19 protein-coding genes are annotated in these 23,258 nt (G+C 64.7%); 14 read left to right on the forward strand and 5 right to left on the reverse strand.

Going from position 1 to position 23,258, the window contains the following annotated elements; all coding sequences use genetic code 11:
* The first annotated feature begins 21 nt into the window (after positions 1-21).
* On the forward strand, positions 22-1,395 hold the full coding sequence (locus tag CXY78_RS08265) for an ABC transporter permease subunit (protein WP_233206128.1): 1,374 nt from the start codon (positions 22-24) through the stop codon (positions 1,393-1,395).
* Positions 1,396-1,412: 17 nt separating this feature from the next.
* Positions 1,413-2,273 carry a carbohydrate ABC transporter permease gene (locus tag CXY78_RS08270; RefSeq protein WP_276326798.1) on the forward strand — a complete coding sequence of 287 codons (861 nt, stop codon included), beginning with the start codon at positions 1,413-1,415 and terminating at the stop codon, positions 2,271-2,273.
* A gap of 33 nt (positions 2,274-2,306) precedes the next feature.
* Here CXY78_RS08270 and CXY78_RS08275 read toward each other — a convergent pair whose 3' ends face one another.
* Positions 2,307-3,389: a LacI family DNA-binding transcriptional regulator gene (locus CXY78_RS08275; protein ID WP_092340407.1), complete on the reverse strand. Its 1,083-nt coding sequence runs from the start codon at positions 3,387-3,389 to the stop codon at positions 2,307-2,309.
* A gap of 309 nt (positions 3,390-3,698) precedes the next feature.
* Here CXY78_RS08275 and CXY78_RS08280 point away from each other — a divergent pair, with 309 nt between their 5' ends.
* The 4 genes from CXY78_RS08280 (at position 3,699) to CXY78_RS08295 (ending at position 9,273) form a co-directional block, all read left to right on the forward strand.
* Complete coding sequence (locus CXY78_RS08280) at positions 3,699-5,018, forward strand: ABC transporter substrate-binding protein (RefSeq protein ID WP_104088965.1); 1,320 nt, start codon at positions 3,699-3,701, stop codon at positions 5,016-5,018.
* A 151-nt stretch (positions 5,019-5,169) separates the two neighbouring features.
* Positions 5,170-6,303 carry a carbohydrate ABC transporter permease gene (locus CXY78_RS08285; RefSeq protein ID WP_104088966.1) on the forward strand — a complete coding sequence of 378 codons (1,134 nt, stop codon included), beginning with the start codon at positions 5,170-5,172 and terminating at the stop codon, positions 6,301-6,303.
* Positions 6,300-7,274, forward strand: a complete 975-nt coding sequence (locus tag CXY78_RS08290) for a carbohydrate ABC transporter permease (RefSeq protein ID WP_092340405.1) — start codon at positions 6,300-6,302, stop codon at positions 7,272-7,274. Before CXY78_RS08285 ends, CXY78_RS08290 begins: the two co-directional genes overlap by 4 nt.
* Positions 7,275-7,365: 91 nt before the next feature.
* The gene (locus CXY78_RS08295; RefSeq protein WP_369827285.1) at positions 7,366-9,273 is read left to right on the forward strand and encodes an ABC transporter ATP-binding protein; all 1,908 of its coding nucleotides are present in this window, start codon (positions 7,366-7,368) and stop codon (positions 9,271-9,273) included.
* Positions 9,274-9,367: 94 nt separating this feature from the next.
* Here the strand turns inward: CXY78_RS08295 and CXY78_RS08300 are convergent, their stop codons facing one another.
* Together CXY78_RS08300 and CXY78_RS08305 are read right to left on the reverse strand one after the other, a co-directional pair.
* Entirely contained in the window at positions 9,368-10,072 is a 705-nt protein-coding gene (locus CXY78_RS08300) for a DUF305 domain-containing protein (RefSeq protein ID WP_233206129.1), read from the reverse strand.
* 13 nt (positions 10,073-10,085) lie between these two features.
* Positions 10,086-10,766 carry a DUF3105 domain-containing protein gene (locus CXY78_RS08305; protein WP_092340402.1) on the reverse strand — a complete coding sequence of 227 codons (681 nt, stop codon included), beginning with the start codon at positions 10,764-10,766 and terminating at the stop codon, positions 10,086-10,088.
* Positions 10,767-11,036: 270 nt separating this feature from the next.
* Here CXY78_RS08305 and CXY78_RS08310 point away from each other — a divergent pair, with 270 nt between their 5' ends.
* Both CXY78_RS08310 and CXY78_RS08315 read left to right on the forward strand, forming a co-directional pair.
* Positions 11,037-12,401, forward strand: a complete 1,365-nt coding sequence (locus CXY78_RS08310) for a cystathionine beta-synthase (RefSeq protein WP_104088971.1) — start codon at positions 11,037-11,039, stop codon at positions 12,399-12,401.
* A 20-nt stretch (positions 12,402-12,421) separates the two neighbouring features.
* A complete protein-coding gene (locus tag CXY78_RS08315) occupies positions 12,422-13,561 on the forward strand; it encodes a cystathionine gamma-synthase (RefSeq protein WP_104088973.1) in 1,140 nt (379 codons plus the stop codon).
* 48 nt (positions 13,562-13,609) lie between these two features.
* Here CXY78_RS08315 and CXY78_RS08320 read toward each other — a convergent pair whose 3' ends face one another.
* Together CXY78_RS08320 and CXY78_RS08325 are read right to left on the reverse strand one after the other, a co-directional pair.
* Positions 13,610-14,428: a shikimate 5-dehydrogenase gene (locus CXY78_RS08320; protein ID WP_104088974.1), complete on the reverse strand. Its 819-nt coding sequence runs from the start codon at positions 14,426-14,428 to the stop codon at positions 13,610-13,612.
* A 158-nt stretch (positions 14,429-14,586) separates the two neighbouring features.
* Complete coding sequence (locus CXY78_RS08325) at positions 14,587-15,453, reverse strand: DeoR/GlpR family DNA-binding transcription regulator (RefSeq protein WP_092340398.1); 867 nt, start codon at positions 15,451-15,453, stop codon at positions 14,587-14,589.
* An 86-nt stretch (positions 15,454-15,539) separates the two neighbouring features.
* On the opposite strand from CXY78_RS08325, the gene galT reads away from it, so the two are divergent.
* The 6 genes from galT to araA all read left to right on the forward strand — a co-directional run bounded on the left by galT (position 15,540) and on the right by araA (position 23,239).
* A complete protein-coding gene (gene galT / locus CXY78_RS08330; RefSeq protein WP_092340397.1) occupies positions 15,540-16,745 on the forward strand; it encodes a galactose-1-phosphate uridylyltransferase in 1,206 nt (401 codons plus the stop codon).
* Positions 16,738-17,898, forward strand: a complete 1,161-nt coding sequence (gene galK, locus CXY78_RS08335; RefSeq protein WP_092340396.1) for a galactokinase — start codon at positions 16,738-16,740, stop codon at positions 17,896-17,898. Before galT ends, galK begins: the two co-directional genes overlap by 8 nt.
* Positions 17,899-18,031: 133 nt before the next feature.
* Positions 18,032-19,057: a LacI family DNA-binding transcriptional regulator gene (locus CXY78_RS08340; protein WP_104088976.1), complete on the forward strand. Its 1,026-nt coding sequence runs from the start codon at positions 18,032-18,034 to the stop codon at positions 19,055-19,057.
* A gap of 269 nt (positions 19,058-19,326) precedes the next feature.
* On the forward strand, positions 19,327-21,015 hold the full coding sequence (gene araB, locus CXY78_RS08345) for a ribulokinase (protein ID WP_092340394.1): 1,689 nt from the start codon (positions 19,327-19,329) through the stop codon (positions 21,013-21,015).
* A complete protein-coding gene (locus CXY78_RS08350; protein ID WP_092340393.1) occupies positions 21,012-21,722 on the forward strand; it encodes an L-ribulose-5-phosphate 4-epimerase in 711 nt (236 codons plus the stop codon). Before araB ends, CXY78_RS08350 begins: the two co-directional genes overlap by 4 nt.
* Complete coding sequence (araA, locus tag CXY78_RS08355) at positions 21,722-23,239, forward strand: L-arabinose isomerase (protein ID WP_104088977.1); 1,518 nt, start codon at positions 21,722-21,724, stop codon at positions 23,237-23,239. The genes CXY78_RS08350 and araA overlap by 1 nt, the downstream gene beginning before the upstream one ends.
* Positions 23,240-23,258 lie beyond the last annotated feature (19 nt).

A 23,258-nucleotide genomic window follows, 5' to 3' on the forward strand; every position in this document is an offset into this window, starting at 1 on the left:
AGTCGAATCACCACCGTCACCGTGACCAGCACCATGAGTTCCAAGGCCGTACCCGCACGCCGTAACGCACCATCCGGGAGTCGCCGTCCCCGGATGGGTGCGAGCCGCCGACGCATGTTCCTGATCGCCCTCGGTTTTCTCGCGCCGGCGCTCGTGCTGCTGGCCGGGCTGGTGCTGTACCCCATTCTGTACACGGTGGTGCGCTCGTTCTTCAGCGCCGACGGCGGGGCGTTCGTGGGCTGGGACAACTACGTCACCATGTTCACGAACGACTCAACCTTCACGGCGATTCGCAACAACGTCATCTGGGTACTCGTGGCCCCGGTCGCCTGCACCGTGCTCGGCCTGTTGTTCGCGGTGCTGCTCGAAAAAATCAAGTGGTCAACGGCGTTCAAGCTCATCATCTTCATGCCCATGGCCATCTCGATGCTCGCCGCGGGCGTCATCTTTCGCGGCATGTTCCAGGAGAGCCCGAACCTCGGGGTTGTGAACGCGGCCGTTGTGGCTGTGAACAGCGCGTTCGGCGGCGGTGACGCGGCCTATCCGGGAGCGAATCCGCGCACCGACGTCGGTCTGATCAACGACGGCGGTGTCATCGCGAGCGAAGCCGCCGTTGGGGCTGGCACCGAGGTGAACTTCCCCCTCGTCGGCGTGCGCGCCGACAACGTTCCGGCCAGTGCCGCGCAGGCCGAGAGCGCCGACACCGCGTCTGCCGACCAGATCACCGGCACGGTCTGGCTCGACGTGGTCATCGGCGGCGGTGGTACGAACGGGCAGATAGACGACGGCAAAACGGGGCTCCCCGGCATCCGTGTCGACGCGGTCGACGCCTCCGGCACGATCGCCGCCACGACCGAAACGGATGCCGCCGGCCGCTACGTTCTCGCCGGCCTCGGCACCGAGACCTACCGCATAGCCCTGCCGGCGTCGAACTTCGACGAGGGCTACCAGGGGGTGTCGTGGCTGAGCTCGGGCCTGATCACCGCCGTGATCATCCTCTCCTATATCTGGATCTGGGCCGGCTTCGCCATGATCATGATCGCCTCCGGTCTGAGCGCGATCGACCGCTCCCTGCAGGAAGCCGCCCGGATGGACGGCGCCAACGAGTGGAAGGTGTTCTCCCGCATCACGGCGCCCCTGTTGTCTCCGGTGCTGATCGTCGTGTTCGTCACCCTCATCATCAACGTGCTGAAGATCTTCGACCTGGTCTACGTGATTCCTCCCGGCGCCTCGAAGCCCGCGGCGAACGTGATCGCGGTGGAGATGTGGACCGTGTCGTTTGGCGGCGGCAGCAATCAGGGCCTCGGCAGCGCTCTGGCCATTCTGCTGCTGATCCTCGTGCTGCCCTCGATGATCATCAACGTGCGCAAGTTCCGTCAGGAGAGAAAATCGTGAGCGGCGCCGCAACGCACGTGCGCGGCAAGAAAACCCTCGCCCGCACCATCCTCGGCTTTGTCGACAAGGGCGTGGTCAACGCTGTTCTCGTGATCGTCGCGATTTTCTGGCTGGTGCCGACCCTCGGCCTGTTCCTGTCGAGCCTGCGCACGGTCGGCGACAGCGCGTCGAGCGGCTGGTGGACAATATTCACCACCCCGGCGCAGCTGACCATTGAGAACTACGCGAACCTGCTCGCCAACCCGACCATCACCGGGTCGTTCTGGAACACCATTTTGATCGCCGTTCCCACGACGATCTTCGTGGTCATCTTCGGTGCCCTGGCCGGCTACGCTTTCGCCTGGCTCACGTTTCCGGGCCGGGACTGGCTGCTCATCGTGGTGATCGTGCTGCTCGCCGTGCCCCTGCAGGTCGCGCTGATTCCGTTGGCCCGCATGTTCGGAACCCTGGGAATTTTCGGTTCTATCTTTGGCGTGATCCTGTTCCACGTGGCCTTCGGGCTGCCGTTCGCCATTTTTCTGTTGCGCAACTTCTTCACCCAGATTCCGGCCGAACTGCTCGAAGCCGCTCGCATCGACGGTGCGAGTGACTGGCGAATCTTCGTGCAGGTCATTCTGCCGCTCGGCGGCCCGGCTATCGCCTCGCTGGCCATCTTCCAGTTTCTGTGGACCTGGAACGACATGCTCGTAGCCCTCATTTTCACTGACTCCGGATCGCAACCTCTGACCGTGGCGATTCAGAGTCAATTGCGCCAGTTCGGATCGAACATCGACGTGCTGTCGGCCGGAGCCTTTCTATCGATGATCGTGCCGCTCATTGTGTTCTTCGCGTTCCAGCGCTTCTTCGTGCAGGCCCTTCTGGCCGGCTCGCAAAAGTAATACTCCACCGCCGGGTGGATGCCGCCGCCCGGCCTAGGACCCGTGCGTCACCCTGGCCCGCGGCGCGCTCGTGCTGGATCGAATCACCAGGTTGGTCGCCAGAACGATGGAGTCGCTCGTACCGTCGGTGTCAGTCTGGTCGGGGGCTGTGCTCTCTCGGCGGGTATGGAGTTTCGTGCCGTCCTTGGTGGCGAGTTCGGCGAGGAGGGTGCGCACGGCGAGTCCACCCTGGGCGCGCGGATGCTGCGCGAGGGTGGTCAGGCGGAACATCTCGGCATACGGGTGGCCGTCGATCCCGATGACGCTGAGCTCGGTGGGCACCCGGATGCCCAACTCGCGCGCCGCCAGAATGAGCCCGAACGCAATCTCGTCACTCGCCGCGAAGATCGCGGTGGGGCGACGGCGCGGATCGCCGAGAATGGCCAGGCCGCGCTCGTAGCCGCCCGGCATGGTGAACTCGGCCGAGTAGAAGCATCCGCTCACCGATAGCCCGGCGGCCATCATCGCCGCCTGGAATCCGCGCAGGCGATTGCTGTGCACGTGAAAGTCCATCTCATCGACCTGGCTGCCGCCCACGTGCACGATGTCACGGTGGCCCAGGCTGAGCAGGTGTTCGGTGGCCAGACGGGCAGCCGCAACGTCGTCGATCTCGATCGTGGTGGTGCCGCGGATCGGCCCGCCGATGCCGACCAGCGGCCGGCCGAGCCGGTGCAGGTGCTCAACCTCGCGCTCGCTGAGGGCGACGCCGACCGAGATGATGCCATCGAAGCGCTTGCGGGCCAGAAAGAAGTCGAATACTCGGTCGCGCTCGAGGGACTCGGGCGGCAGGTTGTACAGCGTCATGTCGTAGCCCTGGTCGAGCAGAGCCTGCTCCACGCTTTCGAGCACCTCGCCGAAGAACCACCGGCTGATGAAGGGGATGATCACGCCGACGCTTTGAGTGCGGCCGGTTACCAGGCTGGCCGCGTTGGGTGAAGCGACGTAACCAATCTCCTGCGCGGCCGCAACGACCTTGGCGCGGGTCTCGGTCGACACGTAACCCCGGCCGCTGAGCGCTCGGCTGGCCGTGGCTTTGGCCACGCCGGCGAGGCGCGCTACATCGCCGATTGCACTCATGGGGCCTCCATCCTTGGGGACTATGCGTTCAGACTAGCCTGCTCTGGAGCAACATGGAACCGGTTCCATGAAGCCTCTTGATTTTGTGGTCAATTCGTCATTAGAATCTCGTACCCGGTGACGGAGGCTTCGATATCTTTGCCATTCCGTTACATTTGCGGGCTTGCTATCCCCAAACGGGTGACGTACTTTATGGTCTGGAACCGGTTCCCGATCTGTGGCTACGGGAACGTTACGGGTAGCTGATCCACCGAGTTCACCACCGTTTAGCACCACACGACCCGGCACCACTCAATGAGGAGAAACAAGATGCGGCCTTCCCTGCACCGTCGATTTACAGCACCGATCGCCATGGCGGCGATTGCTGGTCTAGCCCTGGCCGGTTGTTCCGGCGGTCCCGGTACTACCGCCTCCACGTCGGGAGCTAAGGGCGATGGCGTCGTCACCGTCTACGGCACGATCGCCGACACCGAAGCCCAGCTCCTGGAAAAGTCCTGGGCCGGGTGGGAGAAAGACAATAACATCGACATTCAATACGAATCGTCGAAGGAATTCGAATCGCAGATCTCCATTCGCGCCCAGGGCGGTAACGCTCCCGACATTGCGATCTTCCCGCAGCCCGGGCTCATGAAAGACCTCGCGTCGCGCAAATTCCTCAAGGCGGCACCCGACGCGGTTGCGGCCAACGTTGACAAGAACTGGTCCGCTGACTGGAAGGCCTACGGCACGTCGGACGGCACCCTCTATGGGGCTCCGCTCATGGCGAGCGTCAAGGGCTTCATCTGGTATTCACCGGCGAAATTCAAGGAGTGGGGCGTTGAAGTTCCCACCACCTGGGACGAACTGCTCGCTCTCACCAAGACCATCCAGGAAAAGACCGGTACGACTCCCTGGTGCGCCGGCTTCGGCTCCGGTGACGCCACCGGCTGGCCCGGCACCGACTGGGTCGAAGACCTCGTGCTGCGCCAGGCCGGCGCCGAGACCTACGACAAATGGGTCGCCAACAAGATCCCCTTCACCGACCCGGCCATCAAAAAGGCCTTTGACTCCGTCGGTGAAATTCTGCTCAACCCCAAGTACGTCAACGCCGCCTTTGGCGACGTCAAGTCGATCAACAGCACCCCGTTCGGAGATGTGGCCACCCCCATCTCCAACGGCACCTGTGCACTGACCCACCAGGCCTCTTTCTTCGATGGATTCATCAAGGATGCCGGCGGAACAGTCGGACCGGACGCCGACGTCTGGGCCTTCATCACTCCCTCGGTCAAGGCCGGTGGCCAGGCAGTCACCGGTGGCGGCGAGATTGTCGGCGCTTTCTCGGATGACGCTGACACTCAGAAGGTGCTGGAATACCTCTCGAGCGCTGACTGGGCTAACAGCCGGGTCGGTCTCGGCGGCGTGATCAGCGCGAACAAGGGCCTCGACGCTTCCAAGGCAACGAGCCCCATTCTGCAAGAAGCCATCACTATCCTGCAGGACCCGAAAACCACCTTCCGCTTCGACGGTTCCGACCTGATGCCGGGCGCTGTGGGATCGGGAACCTTCTGGAAGGGCATAGTCAGTTGGATCAACGGCACACCGACCGACGAGGTGCTCACGAGCATCGAAGCGGGCTGGCCGTCTAAATAACTGAGGCAGCCATCACTCAGGCATGAAAACGGTGTGCCGTCCGCTTCGAATACCGGGCGGCACATCGTGCGTGGCAGGTGTGCGTTATCGATACGTTTTCATCGGTTGCCAGCGAATACCAGGGTTTACTGTCGTACTCGAAAGGTTTCAGATGTCCGCTTTCTTCTCCTGGCTGGCGCAGTTACCCGCACTGGCGCAAGTCCCCATCGTCATCCTGGCTTTCGGCGTCGTGGTCGGCGCCATCCTCTTCTTCGTCGAGATTGCCCCACGCTCCGGCCGCCTGTACACGATCATCCGCCTCGCCGTCTGCGTGCTCGCACCATTGCTGATCCTGCTCATTGCCAACTCGTATACCTGGGCGATCATCGGCGCCGGTGTGCTCGGCCTCGGCTTCTTCTACATCGACTACCGCGCGCGCAAGGGTGCTGGCTACCTGTTTCAGCTGGTCGGTTTTCTCGCCCCGGCCGTTATCCTGCTCGGCATCGGCCTGGTCATTCCGACCATTCAGACCACGGTGCAGGCCTTCATGAGCGCTCGCGGTGACCGGTTTGTTGGCCTCGACAACTTCGCCTGGATCTTCACCCAGCCCGAGAACGTGCGCATCGTGCTCAACACCATTGTCTGGGTGTTGATCGTTCCGACCATCTCGACCATCGCCGGCCTCGCGTACGCGGTGTTCATCGACAAGAGCCGCGGTGAGAAGTACTTCAAGATTCTGGTCTTCATGCCGATGGCCATCTCCCTGGTGGGAGCATCCATTATTTGGCGTTTCGTCTACACGGCCCGCCCGGCCGACCAGGAGCAGATCGGCCTGCTGAACCAGCTCGTGGTCATGTTCGGCGGGCAGCCGGTCGACTTTCTCTCGGTATCCCCGTTCAATACCCTGTTTCTCATCGTGATTCTGATCTGGGTGCAGACCGGGTTCGCCATGGTGGTGCTGTCTGCCGCCATCAAAGGCGTGCCGACCGAGCAGATGGAGGCGGCCGAACTCGACGGCACCAACGCCTGGGAGCAGTTCGTGAACGTGACCGTCCCCGGCATCCGCAGCGCCCTCGTGGTCGTTCTGACGACTATCTCCATCGTGTCGCTCAAGGTCTTCGACATTGTGCGCACCACCACCGCCGGGTCCAACGAGACCAGCGTCGTCGCCAACGAAATGTACACCCAGTTCAAGAATTTCGAGCAGGGCCGCTCAGCCGCCTTCGCCCTGGTGCTGTTCCTGCTGGTACTGCCGATCGTCGTCTACAACGCCCGCCAGATCAAGAAGCAGAGGGAAATCCGATGAGCTCCGTCATGCCCGTAAGACTTCCCGTAGACGCCCAGACCACACGGCGACTCCGACGCGGCGTTCGCCGGATGGAGTCGCCCATCGCCCGCAACACCAAGAAACGGCTGACCAGCCGCGGAGCGACCATTGGGGCGCTCATCATCGCGGTGCTGTGGTCGATCCCCACCCTGGGCCTGCTGGTGTCGTCCTTCCGGCCGGCGCAGCAGGTGCGCACCACCGGTTGGTGGACCATTTTCACCAACACCGGGGTCACCTTCGACAACTACACGACGGCTCTGGCCGCGGGCAACAGCCAGCTGAACCTGGCCGGGGCATTCATTAACTCGATCGCGATCACCCTGCCGGCCACGCTCATCCCGTTGATGATTGCCAGCCTCGCCGCCTACGCCTTCGCCTGGATTGACTTTCGGGGCAAGAATGCCATGTTCATTGGTGTTTTTGCGTTGCAGATCGTGCCGATTCAGATGGCCCTCGTGCCGCTGCTGCAATTCTTCTCCGGCGGCACTGTTTTTGGCTTCCCGGTCGTCGCGGCACTCAACCCCGGCAGCGGCTATTCGCAGGTATGGATCGCGCACACCATGTTCGCTCTTCCCCTGGCCATCTACCTGCTGCACAACTTCGTCTCGGAGATACCGAGCGAGGTCATTGAAGCGGCCAGGGTTGACGGCGCCGGCCACGGGCAGATCTTCTTTCGCATCGTGTTGCCGCTGACCATGCCCGCCATCGCGTCGATCGCCATCTTCCAGTTTCTCTGGGTCTGGAACGACCTCCTGGTGGCGCTGATCTTCGCCGACGGCGCGGTCGCTCCCATGACCAAGCTGCTCGCCGAACTCTCCGGTGCCCGCGGGCAGGACTGGCATCTGCTCACGGCCGGCGCGTTCCTCTCGATTCTGGTGCCGCTGATCGTGTTCTTCTCGCTGCAACGCTTCTTCGTGCGCGGCCTGCTCGCCGGTTCTACCAAGGGTTAGCAGGCGGATTTTCGAGAGAACGGATGCTCGTGGCCGGCCCGACCACGGGCATCCGTTCTGCCGGGTCAGCGGCGACGTTTAGAGTGAATGCATGAGTGGAATGCACGGCGCCCCTGGCCACGGCCCGCGGCAGCAGGCGGGCGTCGAACGCCCGCGCAAACGGGTCAGCGGAGCGGATGCTGCGGCGCAGCGCGCAGAGAACGCGCTCGCCCCGCGCATCCCGCACCTGCTCGCTCGAATCGGCGCACTGTTCGCCCCGCACCGCAGCACGCTCATCGTCACCGTCGTGCTGGTTCTGGTCAGTGCCGCGCTGTCGGTCGTGCCGCCGCTGCTCACGCAGCGCGCCTTCGACGACGGGCTGTTTCCGCCCGCCGGCCCCCCCAACCTATCGGTGCTCGGGGTTCTCGTGGCCCTCATGCTCGGTGTTTTTCTGGTCAATGCGCTGCTTGGCGTCTGGCAGACCTGGCTCACCGCGAGCGTCGGCAACAAGGTCATGGGCGCCCTGCGCGTGCGGCTGTTCACGCACCTGCAGGCGATGGAGCTGAGCTTCTTCACGAAGACCAAGACCGGCGTGATTCAGTCTCGGCTGCAGAACGATGTCGGCGGTGTCGCGACGGTACTGACCAACACAATTTCCAGCATCCTGGGTAACACAGTCACGGTTATCGCGGCCTTCGTGGCGATGCTGCTGCTCAACTGGCAGCTGACCATCGTGGCCGTCGTGCTCATGCCGATTCTGGTATTCGCCCAGCGCCGCGTCGGCCAGGTGCGCGCGCGCATCGCCGGCAAGACGCAGGAATCGCTGTCGGACATGACCGCCATCACGCAGGAGACCCTGAGCGTGTCGGGCATTTTGCTGTCGAAAAGTTTCACCCGGCAGCAGAACGAGATCGATCGGTATGCCGTAGAGAACCGCAACCAGGTGCGGCTGCAGGTGAGCCAGCAGATGAGCGGCCAGTGGTTCTTCGCCACGGTGAGCGTGTTCCTGTCGGCTATTCCGGCGATCGTGTACCTTGTGGCCGGTGCCCTCATGTTCAACGGCACCACGGACGTCACGCCGGGCACGATCGTGGCGTTCACCACCGTGCAGGCTCGGCTCATTTTTCCGCTACTCGGCCTGATGCGCGTTGCGCTCGACCTGCAGACCTCGTCGGCGCTGTTCGCGCGCATCTTTGAATACCTCGACCTGAAGCCGGCGATCAGCGACAAGCCGGATGCAGCACTGGTGCCGTCTGTCGGTTCTGAGCGCGGGCGGGTCGAGTTCGACCGGGTGCGCTTCAACTATCCGGATGCCGGTCGTGACGCCCGCCCGACCCTCGACGACGTGTCCCTCACGATCGAGCCGGGGCAGTTCGCCGCCTTCGTCGGACCGTCCGGCGCCGGCAAGACCACGGTGTCCTACCTAATTCCGCGCTTCTATGAGGTGTCGGCCGGCCGAGTGCTGTTCTCCGGCCTCGACGTGCGTGACCTGCAGCAGCAATCGCTCGTCTCGCACATTGGCATCGTGAGCCAGGAGACCTACCTGTTCCACGCGACGATCGCCGAGAACCTGCGCTACGCCAAGCCGGAGGCGACGGATGCCGAGCTGGTCGCGGCCGCGCGCGCCGCGAACATCCACGACACGATCGACTCGTTCCCCGAGAAGTACGACACCATGGTGGGGGAGCGCGGCTACCGACTCTCCGGCGGTGAGAAACAGCGCATCGCTATTGCCCGGGTGCTGCTGAAGGACCCGCCCGTGCTCATCCTCGACGAGGCCACGAGCGCGCTCGACTCCATCTCCGAGAGCGTGGTGCAGGCCGCCCTCGACACGGCCAGCCACGGCCGCACGACCATCGCGATCGCCCACCGCCTGTCGACCATCGTCGATGCCGACGTGATCTTCGTCGTCGATGCCGGCCGAATCGTGGAGCGCGGCACCCACGCCGAACTCCTCGCCCAAGGCGCGGTCTACGCCTCCCTCTACGCCCGCCAAATCACGTCGAGCCCCGTCCTCTAACCGGACGGGGCCCAGGCCCCGTCCGCGGGCCCAGTTTATAAACTGGGCCCGTGGCCATAGGGTGGGCCCGGCGCGAAAATGCCCAGCGGACAGGCTACGAGCGGGCGGCGAGCATGCTGGTCATGAGGTCGATCTCGGACTTCTGGCTCAGCACGACGGCGGTCGCGAAGGCCCGCACGGTCGCGTTGGTGCTTCGGTCGAGCACCGCGTCGGCCATCTCGATGGCACCACGGTGGTGAGCGATCATGATGACCAGAAACTGTCGTTCCGCTTCCACACCGGATGCCGCGGTGAGCGCCGCAATCTGCGCCGGCGTCGCCAGCCCCGGCATCGGTTCTCCCGCCACGTGCGCGGCGTCGGATCCAGCAGTATGGGATCCGTCGTGCGACTCCCCAGCCAGGGTCGGCCGTGTCATCCAGGTCATCGAGGGTTCGGGGGAGAACTGCGGCAGGCCCCAGACAGCGAGCCACCCGGCCATCTGCCCGCTCTGCTTGGCCTGCGTCGTGGCGATGTCGTAGGCGAGCAGCCGCACCGGTGCATCCTCGGTGCGATCGCGAATGATCAGGGCGAGTTCGACGCCCTGGTCGTGATGCACCTGCATGTCCCGGGCGAAGCCCGCCTCGGCGCTCGTCGTGTCCGGCGTGGCGTCCGCGATTGTGCTGAGCCGCCCCGCCGAGAAGGCTGCGGCGCCCACGACGAGCGCTGTGACGACCACCGTGACGACCATGAAAAGTGTGCGACGCCGGCGTGAGGGATGAACATCCGCTGTGCTGGCGGACGGCGGATTGTCAGCGGTCACGGGGTCGTGCGTTCTAGGAGACCTTGCCGGGGGCGTCGATCGCGCCCGAGCACGGAGCGCCGTCTTCGGGCACGTTGACGCTCTTCCAGAATTCGCTGAAGAAGTCGGCAATACGGGCATCGCCGGCGCTGTCCACCTGAAGCTGCGCGTTCCAGCCGCTGAGCACGATCGGTGCCGGAATTCCTTCGAAGGGAGAGAGCACGACGTAGGTCGAGGGCAGTTCGGCCTTCAGCGTGGCGAGCTCGGCATCGGAGATCGACGGGTCGTAGGTGACCCAAATGGCGCCGTGCTCGAGCGAGTGCACGGCGTTCTCGTTGGGAACGACCTGATCGTAGACTCCGCAGTTGAGCCAGGCCGAGGCGTGCTCGCCGCCGGCGGGGGGTGTCTGCTCGTAGGTGACGGCAGTTTCCACGTGACCGGCCGTGTTGGTGAAGGTTTCAACGCCCTCGATCGTCGACGCATCGCCGGCGCCGCCGCCCGCATAGTTGGCCGCTTTCGGGGTGAGCACGAAGGCCGTGACGATGAGTGCGATGATCGCGACCACGGCCACCGCGCCGCCGACGATGCCAATCAGACGGTTACGCTTGCCGCGCTTTTGCTGGCGGTGATACTCCTCCAGCTTTTTCGTGCGCTTTGCGGCGCGTTCCTGCTTGAGCGACGCTTGGTTTACGGGGGAACCGGGCTGGGGGGTCACGAGGGCCTCTCTGTTGGAGCTACTTCCATTCGAACGTAACAGTCGCCCCTGTGGCTTCCCCCGATGCCGCTCTCACAGTTCTTTGTCAGGCTGGTCGGCGGCTCTCGGCGCCCGATAGACTGGGAGGGTGCCCGTTCATTCGCCGTGTTGCTGCTGTCGCTAGCCGACCCTCCACGAACCCGTTCGGCCGCCGTTCGGTGTGCATCCCCGAGGCCGCGCCTGTTTGAACGCGCGCGGCTCGACCCTGCTGCTTGACCAAAGGAATTCCCCATGAAAATCGCAGACACCGTCCTTGACCTCATCGGTGACACCCCGTTGGTTAAACTCCACAAGGTCACCGCCGGACTGACCGCGACGGTGCTCGTGAAACTCGAATACCTGAACCCGGGCGGCTCGGCCAAAGACCGCATCGCCGTGCGCATCATCGACGCCGCCGAGCGCGAGGGCCTTCTGAAACCCGGCGGCACGATCGTCGAACCCACGTCGGGCAACACCGGAGTGGGCCTGGCCCTGGTGGCTCAGCAGCGCGGCTACAAGTGCGTGTTCGTGCTGCCCGACAAGGTCGGCGAGGACAAACGCAACGTGCTCACGGCGTACGGCGCCGAGATCGTGGTGACGCCGACATCCGTTGCCCCCGAAGACCCCGAGTCGTACTACAGCGTCTCCGACCGGCTGGCCCGGGATATTCCGGGCGCGTTCAAGCCCAATCAGTACTTCAACCCGAACGGCCCGCTCAGTCACTACGAGACGACCGGCCCTGAGATCTGGCGTGACACCGACGGCACGGTCACCCACTTCGTTGCCGGCGTCGGCACCGGCGGCACCATCACCGGAACCGGTCGCTACCTGCGCGAGGTGTCGAATGACGCCGTACGCATCATCGGCGCCGACCCTGAGGGCTCGGTTTACTCCGGCGGCACCGGCCGCCCCTACCTGGTCGAGGGTGTCGGTGAAGACTTCTGGCCGGGCGCCTACGACCCCACGGTCGTGCATGAGGTGATCGCCGTCTCCGACGCCGACTCCTTCGCCATGACCCGCAGGCTCGCCCTCGAAGAGGGAATCCTCGTCGGCGGTTCAAGCGGCATGGCCGTCGTGGCCGCCCTACGCGCCGCCGAGAAGCTCGGCCAAGGCGACACGATCGTGGTGCTGCTGCCCGACGGCGGTCGCGGCTACCTCGGCAAAATCTTCAACGACGGGTGGATGCGCAGCTACGGTTTCAGCAACGCCCCCGCCGGTCACACCGTCGCCAATTTGCTCGAATCGAAGACCGGGAGCCTGCCGGACCTGGTCTATGTGCACCCGAGCGACACCGTGCACGACGCGATCGAAACCATGACCAGTCAGGGTGTGTCGCAGCTGCTCGTGCTGAGCGCCAAGCCGCCCGTCGTGATGGGCGAGGTACTCGGAGCGGTCGACGAACGCGCCCTGATGGGCCTGGTCTTCTCCGGCGACGCGAAACTCACCGATCGGGTTGGCTCCATCGTCGGCGACGCGCTGCCGCTGATCGGCGTCAACGAGCCGGTCGCCGCCGCGCGCGCCGCCTTCGCCGAGCACGATGCGCTGCTCGTCACCGACGGCGGCAAGCCGCTCGGCGTCATCACCCGGCACGACCTGCTCAGCTACCTGAGCGTCTAATTTCTACAGAGGGAGTAATCATGAACTTCGACACGATCGCCATCCACGCCGGTCAGGAATTCGACCCGACCACCGGCGCCGTCATTCCGCCGATCTACCAGACCTCCACCTACGTGCAGGACGGCATCGGCAACCTGCGCGGCGGCTACGAGTACAGCCGCGGCGGCAACCCCACGCGCACCGTGCTCGAATCGCTCCTCGCAGCGCTGGAAGGCGGCAAGCACGGACTATCCTTTGCCAGCGGACTCGCCGCCGAAGACACCATCCTGCGCGCCATCCTGGCACCTGGCGACCACGTCGTGCTCGGCAATGATGTCTACGGCGGAACCCACCGCCTCATCAGCAAGGTGCACGGTGCCTGGGGGGTGCTCAACACCACCGTCGAGATGAGCGACCTCGCGGCGGTCGAGGCGGCCATCCGCCCCGAAACAAAGATCCTCTGGGTGGAGACGCCGAGCAACCCGCTCATGAAGATCAGCGACATTGCGGCGCTCGCCGAGATCGCGCACCGACACGGCGTGGTCGCGATCGTCGACAACACCTTTGCGTCACCGGCGCTGCAGCATCCGCTTGAATTCGGCGCTGACGTGGTGGTGCACTCGACCACGAAATATCTCGGCGGTCACTCCGACGTGCTCGGCGGCGCCCTCATCATCAACGACGACGAGCTCTACGCGAAAGCCCAGTTTCTGCAGTTCGCGGCCGGTCCCGTCTCAGCACCGCTCGACTCCTGGCTCACCGTGCGCGGCATCAAGACGCTCTCGGTGCGCATGGAACGGCACTGCAAGAACGCCCAGACCATCGCCGAATACCTCGACGGCCACCCCGCGATCGCTGCCGTCTATTACCCGGGACTGCCCGGCCACCCCGGCCACGACCTCGCCAAGAAGCAGATGTCCGGCTTCGGCGGTATGATCTCCGTCGCGTTCGTCGGTGGCGCGGCCGCCGCGCGCCTGTTCGCCGAGTCGATGCACCTGTTCCAGCTGGCCGAATCGCTCGGCGGCGTCGAGTCGCTCGTGAACTATCCCTCGGAAATGACGCACGCCTCGGTGCGCGGCACCGAGCTGGAGGTGCCCGACAACATCGTGCGCCTGTCCGTCGGCATCGAGGACGTCGCCGACCTCATAGCCGACCTCGAGGCCGCCCTGCCGCGCGCCTGACCCCGCCTGCTCTTGGGACGGGGCCCGGGCCCGTCCCGAAAACGGGGGTCAGGGTTGGCGGGAGAAGGCGGAGGCTCGACGCACCTGGTCGGGGGTGGGGCGGATGCCGGTGTACAGGTAAAACTGCTCCTCGGCCTGCAACGCCACCACCTCGGCGCCGGTGATGACCGGTTTGCCGAGCTTTCGCGCCCCCACGATGAGTGGCGTTTCAGCGGGGGAGGCCACCACGTCGAAGACCACGCTCGCCGCGTCGATCGCCGCGGCTGGGAAGGACGTGTGGTCGGCGTCGGCGCCGCCGGCCATACCGACCGGCGTCACATTGACGATCAGGTCGGCGGTGAGCGCGCCCACCTCGGATGCCCACTCATAGCTGTACAGCGCGGCTAGGGCGCGGCCGGTGACCTCGTTGCGCGCCACGATGGTTCCCCGGTCGAAGCCGGCATCGTGCAATGCCGCTGCGACGGCCTTCGCCATGCCGCCGCTTCCGCGCAGAATGACGGAGTATTCGCGCGGCACCTCGTGCTCGGCCAGCAGCCGCTGCACGGCGGAATAGTCGGTGTTGTATGCGGTCAGGTGGCCGCCATCGTTCACGATGGTGTTGACCGAGTTGATGGCTGACGCCGAGGCATCCATGTCGTCGACGAGGGCGATGACATCTTCCTTGTAGGGCATCGACACCGCACAGCCCCGAATGCCGAGCCCCCGCACACCAGCGATAGCATCGGCCAGGTTGGTTGGAGCGAAGGCCTTGTAGATGAAGTTCAGGCCCAGCTCCTCATAGAGGTAGTTGTGAAACCGGGTGCCCAGGTTGCTCGGCCGGGCCGACAGCGAGATGCACAGGGTCGTGTCCTTGTTCAGAATTGGCATGACTCCAGTGTGACCTGTTTGCGGACCGCGCCGGATCGGTGTCCTTGCCCGGTCGCAACAATCCAACGGCCTGGCAGCCAGGCTTCAGGGGCTACTTAAAGGGCGGGCGTCAGCAGAAGCCGGCCCCGTGAGAAAACTCCCCGCTGGGCGCAACCACGTCAGGAAAGTGTGTGTTGCGGTTGCAACACGGCGAGGCCGGCCTCACGAAAAGGCGCGAGCGCAGCGCTGTCCGCCGCGGTATCCGTGATCAGGGTGTCAAAGGAACGAAGTGGCCCGACCTGGCCGAGGTGTACCTGGCCGAGCTTGGACGCGTCGGCCACGATGATGGAGCGGGTCGTCGCCGCGAGCATGAGCTTCTTGGTGCCCGCCTCGGGCAGGTTGATGTTCGTGACGCCGTGCTCGGCATCTACACCGTTGCAGCCGATGAAGGCTAGGTCGGCGTGTACCTGGCTGAGCACGGAGGAGGCGAGTGGTTCCACGAGCGAGTGCTGACGCGGGCGCAAGGAACCGCCGGTCACGATCACGGTGAAGCGGGGGATGGCTGGCTCCAGCTCGAGTGCGATGCTCAGCCCGTTCGTGATAATCACTACGTCGGTCAATTCTTGGCGGGCCACGAGGGCACGGGCGATCGCGAGGGTGGTCGAGCCAACGTCGAGGATGACGCTCTGCCCGGTTGAGACGAGGCCGGCCGCGAGCGAGCCAATTTGTTGTTTGGGTATGACGGACGAAGCGAGCGCCTGTTCGAAGGAGGACTCGATCATTGGCTGCCCGGAAGAGCCTCGGGCGAGCACTGCCCCGCCGTGTACGCGTTGGACCGCTCCTGCAGTTTCGAGCGCATCGAGATCCGCTCTGGCCGTGACACCGGACACGCCAAAGGTCTCCCGCAATTCGCGAACCTGCACGAAACCGCGTTCGTCGATGAGCCTGTGGATCTGCTCGCGCCTGACGGGCCCCGGTAGCCCGTCGCGGTCGGGTGACGTCGACGGTGCGGTCGTCGGGCTCTGCAAGGGGTCGAGGGAAGCCATGCCTCCATCTTTACTTACTTCGTCATTTCTTTCAATTCGAAAGTCTCTGGTTTCGGAAAGTAAAATCAGATACTGTAGAAACTGCTATGAGACACGCAGACTTCATCGCCGACGCCGGCATCGCTCGACAGCAGCACACCCTGGCCGACGGTCGAGACCTCTTCTACTTCGACGATCCTGACACCACGCTGTCGCCGGATCGGGCCGCCGATGTGCGCGAACTTGATCAGCGCCCCGCCACTGCCAACATGCGGCAGGACCCACTGAGCGCGGAATGGGTGTCGATCGCTGCCGCCCGGCAAAACCGGGTGTTCCTGCCGCCGGCGCACCTTGATCCGCTGGCACCGTCAACCCCGGACAATCCGTCCGAGGTGCCGAGCAACTATGACGTGGCAGTCTTCGAGAACAAGACCCCGTCTTTCGGCCCGCTACTAACGGATGCCGACGCCCCGGCCGGTCTCGCGGATCTCGCCACGATCGGTCTGGGGCGCACCCGCACGTCCGTTGGACGTTGTGAGGTCGTCTGCTTCAGCCCGGAAAACGAGGGATCGTTCGCGAGCCTCTCGGCCACTCGTGCTCGCACGGTGATTGAGGCGTGGGCTGAGCGCACGTATGCACTGTCGAGCCTGCCCGGCATCGAGCAGGTCTTTCCGTTCGAGAATCGCGGCGAGGCGATCGGCGTGACGCTACGGCATCCGCACGGCCAGATCTATGCATATCCCTACGTGACCCCGCGCACGCGGCAGCTGATCGAGTCGCTCGACGTCTATGGGCCGACGTTGTTCGCGGATATCCTGACTCTTGAGCAGGCCGGTGACCGTGTCGTTCTGCAGGGGGCGTATTGGACTGCTTTTGTTCCCTTCGCGGCTCGTTGGCCGATCGAAGTGCATATGCTCCCGAACCGGCACGTGCCTGACTTCGCCGCCACCACCCTCGCAGAGCGCGACGAACTGGCGGTGCTCTACCGGCGCCTCCTGCGTGGAATCGACGCCATCTACTCGACGCCGACCCCGTACATCGGGGCCTGGCACCAGGCACCCGTGCACGTCCGACGCTCGGAGATTCGATTGATGCTGCAGGTGACGAGCCCGCGTCGAGCCGAGGACAAGCTCAAGTACCTCGCCGGGTCGGAAGCCGCGATGGGGGCCTGGATCGGCGACGTCACCCCCGAACAGGCCGCGACCACGATTCGCGAGGCGATCGAGCGGGCCGACGCAGCGGATGCCGCGGCATCCGCTGCCGCTACTCCGCCCGCCCGCACAGCGACCCCGGAGAAGCCCCACCATGACTAACCTGTGCAGCAGTGCGAGAGCAGGATTTGCAGCCCGGTTCGGGCGTGCGCCTGATGGACTCTGGTCGGCCCCCGGTCGGGTCAACCTGATCGGCGAGCACACCGACTACAACGAGGGATTCGTGCTGCCTCTTGCGATCGACCGGCGCACGATTGTTGCTCTCGCTCCGCGCGACGACCGGCTGATGCGAGTCGCAAGTTCCTTCGCTGAACGGACCGTCGAGCTTGGACTGGACGACCTCATCCCGGAGAATCTGGCCGACTGGTCGGCGTACCCGCTCGGCATCGCCTGGGCGCTCGGGCAATTCGGCGCCGATCTCGGCGCGGTGACCGGCTTCGACGCGTACATCGTCTCCGACGTACCGGTCGGTGCCGGCCTGTCATCGTCCGCCGCGATCGAGTGTGCCGTGGCGGTTGCCCTGAATGACCTCTGGCAGCTCGGTCTCGAGCTGCGCACCCTCGCACTGGCCGGGCAGCTCGCCGAAAACCAGGTAGTTGGCGCACCCACGGGCATCATGGACCAGTCTGCGTCGCTGCTCGGCCGCGTCGACGCCGTCGTGTTTTTGGACTGTCGGAGTCTGCACGCCGAGGTCATTCCGTTGGGTTGTGACCCGGCCGGTCTCGACCTGCTGATCATCGACAGCCAGGTGAGCCACGCCCACTCAACCGGCGGCTATGCCTCACGCCGAGCATCCTGCGAGCTGGGCGCGCGACTGATGGGCGTGCCGGCCCTTCGTGATTTGGGGGTCAGTGACCTCGCCAGGGCGGCCGAGTTGCTCGATGACGAGACCTTTCGCCGGGTGCGTCACATCGTGACCGAGAATCAGCGCGTTCTGGAAACAGTGCAGACGCTCCGTGAGCAGGGGCCGACCGCGATCGGTGCGTTGCTGGATGCCTCGCACTTGTCGATGCGGGACGACTTTGAAATCTCGGTTCCCGAACTCGACCTCGCCGTGGAGACCGCGCGCGCGGCCGGTGCGATCGGCGCCCGAATGACCGGCGGCGGGTTTGGCGGGGCCGCGATCGCGCTCATTCCCAGCGGACTGCGCCCCGTCATCGAAGCCGCGGTCGGCGCCGCGTTCACCGCGCGGGGCTACGTCGCCCCGGTCATGTTCGTGGTTCGGGCAGCGGATGGAGCGCACAAAGTGGAGTAGCTGGCGGATCGAGCCACCTTCTGGATAGAGACGTCGGCCGCCAGCTGGCCAGCATGTGACTGTCACATCTGTCGTGCGCCGGGGCATAATAGGGTGGGTCGCAATTGTGACCGTGCACATTCCAACGGGGGTGATGGTGTCCGAGAACCCGCCCACGGGACGCGCCCCGAGCATTCGCGACGTGGCACGCCTAGCCGGGGTCTCGCACCAGACTGTGTCACGCGTACTCAACGCCCACCCCAGCATCCGGGAATCGACCAAACTGCGCGTTCAGCAGGTCATCGACGACCTGCAATACCGACCGAACAGCGCCGCACGGGCTCTGGTCAAGGGGCAGTCCCGCACGATCGGCGTGCTGTCGGCAATGAGCGCGGAATACGGTCCGGCGAGCAGTATTGCGGCGATCCAGGATGCTGCCAGGGAAGCTGGATATTTCGTGAACACAGCCAATATCTCTCGAGGGGAACCCTCGTCGATCCAGGCTGCCGTTGACCACCTGATGGACCAGTCGGTGGAGGGCATCGTCGTCATCGCACCCCAGGTACGGGTCATTGAAGCCATCGAAAAGCTGTCCATCGCCGTGCCGTATGTGACGCTGCAGTCCACCGGTGTTGCAGACAAGCACGCCCTCTCTGTTGACCAGATAGCTGGCGCCCGCCTCGCCACTCGACATCTCATCAACCTCGGACACCGCAACATCTATCACCTCGCTGGACCGCAGGACTGGATCGAGGCGGAGGCGCGCATGCGCGGATTCCTCGAGGAAATGGGGGCGAATGACGTCCCAACCACCGCGCCAATCCTGGGCGACTGGACCGCCGGCTTCGGATACCATGCCGGGCGCGAGCTGCTCCGGGTGCGCGATTTCACTGCCATTTTCTCGTCCAACGACCAGATGGCGCTCGGGCTCATGCACGCCATCCGCGACGCCGGGCTCGATATTCCGCGCGACGTCAGCATCGTCGGATTCGACGACATTCCTGAGGCCGCACACTTCTGGCCGCCACTGACCACCGTGCGCCAGGACTTCGCCGAGCTCGGACGTCGCTGCATCGCCCTGCTCCTGGCCAACATCACCGGTGGCGCGAACGAAGCTTCGTCGAGCCCGCTCATCCCCGAGCTCGTGGTGCGGTCGTCTACGGCCCCGCCCGCGTGGTAGCGGCCAGTCGGACTTCCCTGCGCTAACCAGCCTCGTTTCGGCGTCGTTATCCAAACGAGATAAAAGGGCATTGACAGGCGAATCGAGTCTGGGCCAAAGTGAACTCATCAATGTGACCGTTCACATTTTGATGATGACCTGTGGCAATCCATCGCGACGGGACGTCGCCTTGCGTTCGCACCAGAATCGACAAAGGAGTCAATTTCGTGACCACCGCGCCCCGCCCATCTGCCGGAGAATCGGTCAACCCTGCAGCAAGCGCTGCGGCGGTGGCTGACGCCGAGTCTTACGTCATCGGCGTCGACTTCGGAACTCTCTCCGGCCGGGCCGTGGTCGTACGCGTCTCCGATGGCGTCGAGATTGGCTCCGCCGTCCTGGATTATCCCCACGCGGTCATGGACACGACCCTCGCCGCGACTGGTGAGGCGCTTCCTCCCGAGTGGGCACTTCAAGTACCCGCGGACTACGTGGCCGTGTTGCAGAGTGCCGTTCCGGCCGCCGTCGCAAGCGCTGGCATTGACCCATCTCGCGTCATCGGAATCGGGACCGACTTCACTGCATGCACGATGGTTCCCGTACTCGCCGACGGTACGCCGCTCAACGAGCTCGCCGAATACGCGGGCCGCCCGCACGCGTATGTGAAGCTCTGGCGCCACCACGCGGCACAGGGCCAGGCCGACCGCATCAATGACCTCGCGACCTCGCGCGGTGAGAGCTGGCTGCCGCGTTACGGCGGGCTGATCTCGAGCGAATGGGAATTCGCCAAGGGACTCCAGCTTCTCGAGGAAGACCCCGAGCTCTACAACCGTATGGACCACTGGGTCGAGGCCGCCGACTGGATCGTCTGGCAGCTGACCGGGCGTTACCTGCGCAATGCCTGCACTGCTGGCTACAAAGGCATCCTGCAGGACGGCGAGTACCCGAGCGAGGCCTTCCTCGGCACGCTCAATCCGGCCTTTTCCCGCTTTGCCCTCGACAAAGTGGCGCACGAGATCGGTCAGCTCGGCGCATCCGCTGGCTCGCTGTCGGCCGAGGCCGCAGCCTGGACGGGGCTCCCCGAAGGCATTCACGTGGCAGTCGGCAACGTGGACGCCCACGTGACAGCCCCGGCCGCGCAGGCTGTGAATCCCGGCCAAATGGTGGCCATCATGGGTACCAGCACCTGTCAAGTGATGAACTCCGACCGTCTCGCCGAGGTGCCGGGGATGTGCGGCGTCGTCGACGGCGGCATCATCTCCGGGCTTTACGGCTACGAGGCCGGCCAATCCGGCGTTGGCGACATTTTCGCATGGTACGTCAATAACCAGGTACCGGCGGCATACGTGGAAGAGGCCCGCGCGCTCGGCCGCAGCGTGCATGAGTACCTCACCGAGCTCATCAAAGACCAACCCGTTGGCGGGCACGGGCTCGTGGCGCTCGACTGGCACAGCGGCAACCGCTCAGTACTCGTCGACCACGAACTCTCCGGGCTAGTCATCGGCATGACCCTCACTACCCGGCCCGAAGAGATCTATCGTGCACTGCTGGAAGCAACGGCCTTTGGCACCCGCGCCATCGTGGAAACATTCAACGACAGCCACGTGCCGGTGACCGAGTTCATCGTGGCCGGCGGCCTGTTGAAAAACGCGTTCCTAATGCAGATTTACAGCGATATCCTTCGCATGCCCATCAGCACTATCGCGAGCGATCAGGGCCCCGCGCTTGGCGCGGCTATTCACGCCGCCGTTGCTGCCGGCGCTTACCCCGACGTGCGCGCGGCCGGCGAGAAGATGGGCAAGCTCAACAAAAACGTCTATGTGCCCAACGAGGCGTCTTCGGCGGCGTATGACGAGCTATTCGCGGAATACACGCGGCTGCACGATTATTTTGGTCGCGGCGAAAACGACGTTATGCACCGCCTCAAGGCCCTCAAACGTCGGGCTGCGGTCACCGCACGGGAAGCGCTGGTGTCGGTATGAGTACCTACGGACCCCAGATCGAAGTAGCGATCGCCCGCGTTCGCGCCGAGATCACCCGCCTGCACGCCGAGCTGTTCCGCAATGGACTCGTGGTCTGGACCGGTGGCAACGTTTCCGGCCGTGTGCCGGGCGCGGAGCTCTTCGTGATCAAGCCCAGCGGAGTCGACTATGCCGACCTGGCTCCCGAGAACATGATTCTCTGCGACCTCCAGGGAAATGTCATACCGGGCACGCCCGGCGCCGACCGTTCGCCGTCGAGTGACACCGCGGCGCACGCGTACGTCTATCGGAACATGCCTGACGTTGGGGGCGTCGTGCACACGCATTCCACTTACGCCACGGCCTGGGCCGCCCGTAACGAAGCCATCCCGTGTGTGATCACGGCCATGGCCGATGAATTCGGTGGCCCGATTCCGGTGGGACCGTTCGCGATTATCGGTGATGATTCGATCGGCCGCGGCATCGTGGAGACCCTCGCCGGCCACCGTTCGCGGGCCGTGTTGATGGCTAACCACGGGCCGTTCACGATTGGTAAGGACGCCCGGGACGCAGTGAAGGCCGCCGTGATGGTGGAAGACGTGGCCCGCACGGTGCAGCTCGCCCGAGCGGGCGGCGACCTCGTTCCCATTTCGCAGGATTCCATCGATTCCCTATTTGCCCGATACCAGAACGTCTACGGACAAGCACCGCAGGGAGCACTGAAGTAATGGCATCTCTCACCACGACCCTCGACCAATACGAGGTTTGGTTCCTCACCGGAAGCCAGAACCTGTACGGCGAAGAGACCCTACGCCAGGTGGCCGAGCAATCCCAGCAAATCGCTCGGGCGCTCCACTCATCGACCGCCGTCCCGGTCAATGTGGTCTGGAAGCCGGTGCTAAAAGACTCCGAGTCCATCCGCCGTGCCGCCCTTGATGCCAATGCCGACGACCGCGTTATCGGCCTGATCGCCTGGATGCATACGTTTTCCCCGGCCAAGATGTGGATCGCCGGCCTCGACGCGCTCACCAAGCCCCTGCTGCACCTGCACACGCAGGCGAATGTCGAGTTGCCCTGGGCCGAGATCGATTTTGATTTCATGAACCTCAACCAGGCCGCGCACGGCGACCGTGAGTTCGGCTACATCCAGACTCGTCTCGGCGTGACCCGCAAGACCGTGGTCGGCCACGTGTCCAACCCGGCCGTGTCCGGCAGCATCGGCTCTTGGACCCGCGCCGCGGCTGGCTGGGCAGCCAGCCGCAGCATGAAGCTCGCCCGCTTCGGAGACAACATGCGCTACGTGGCCGTGACCGAGGGCGACAAAACCGAGGCCGAACTGCGCTTCGGCGTGCAGGTCAACACCTGGCCTGTGAACGAGTTGGCCGAGGCCGTGCACTCCGCAACGGATGCCGCCATCGACGTCTTGGTCGCCGAATATGACGACCTGTACGACGTGGTTCCCGAACTGCGCAAGGGCGGCGAACGGCACGAGTCGCTGCGCTACGGCGCCGCGATCGAGCTGGGGCTGAAGAGCTTCCTCGAGGCTGGCGACTTCGCCGCGTTCACCACGAGTTTCGAAGACTTAGGCGCCCTGCGCCAACTGCCCGGCCTTGCCGTTCAGCGCCTGATGGCCCAGGGCTACGGCTTCGGCGCAGAGGGCGACTGGAAGACATCCGTTTTGGTGCGTGTTGCCAATGTGATGGGTTCCGGCCTTCCGGGCGGCGCGAGCCTGATGGAGGACTACACCTACGACCTCACCCCCGGCGCCGAGTTGATTCTCGGTGCTCACATGCTCGAGGTGAGCCCCTCGCTCACCAGCGAACGGCCGACGCTCGAGATCCATCCGCTCGGTATCGGCGGCCGCGAAGACCCCGTGCGCCTGGTCTTCAACACCGACCCCGGCCCCGCCGTGGTTGTGGCGATGAGCGACATTCGCGATCGGTTCCGCCTGGTGGCGAATGTGGTCGAGGTTGTCGAGCCGACAGCCGCGCTGCCGAACCTGCCGGTGGGACGCGCCGTCTGGCGCCCCGAACCCGACTTCGCAACCTCGGCCGCTGCCTGGCTCACCGCCGGCGCCGCCCACCACACCGTGATGTCGACCGCCGTCGGCATCGAGGTTTTCCACGATTTCGCCGAGATAGCTCGAACCGAGCTTCTTGTGATCGATAAGACCACCACCCAGCGGGATTTCACGCGTGAGGTGCGTTGGAACCAAGCCTACTACCGACTGGCGCAAGGCCTGTAGCGGGACCAGCACTACCAGC

This window comes from Cryobacterium sp. N19 (genome assembly GCF_002929595.1).
In the GTDB taxonomy this organism is placed as follows: Bacteria; Actinomycetota; Actinomycetes; order Actinomycetales; family Microbacteriaceae; genus Cryobacterium; species Cryobacterium flavum.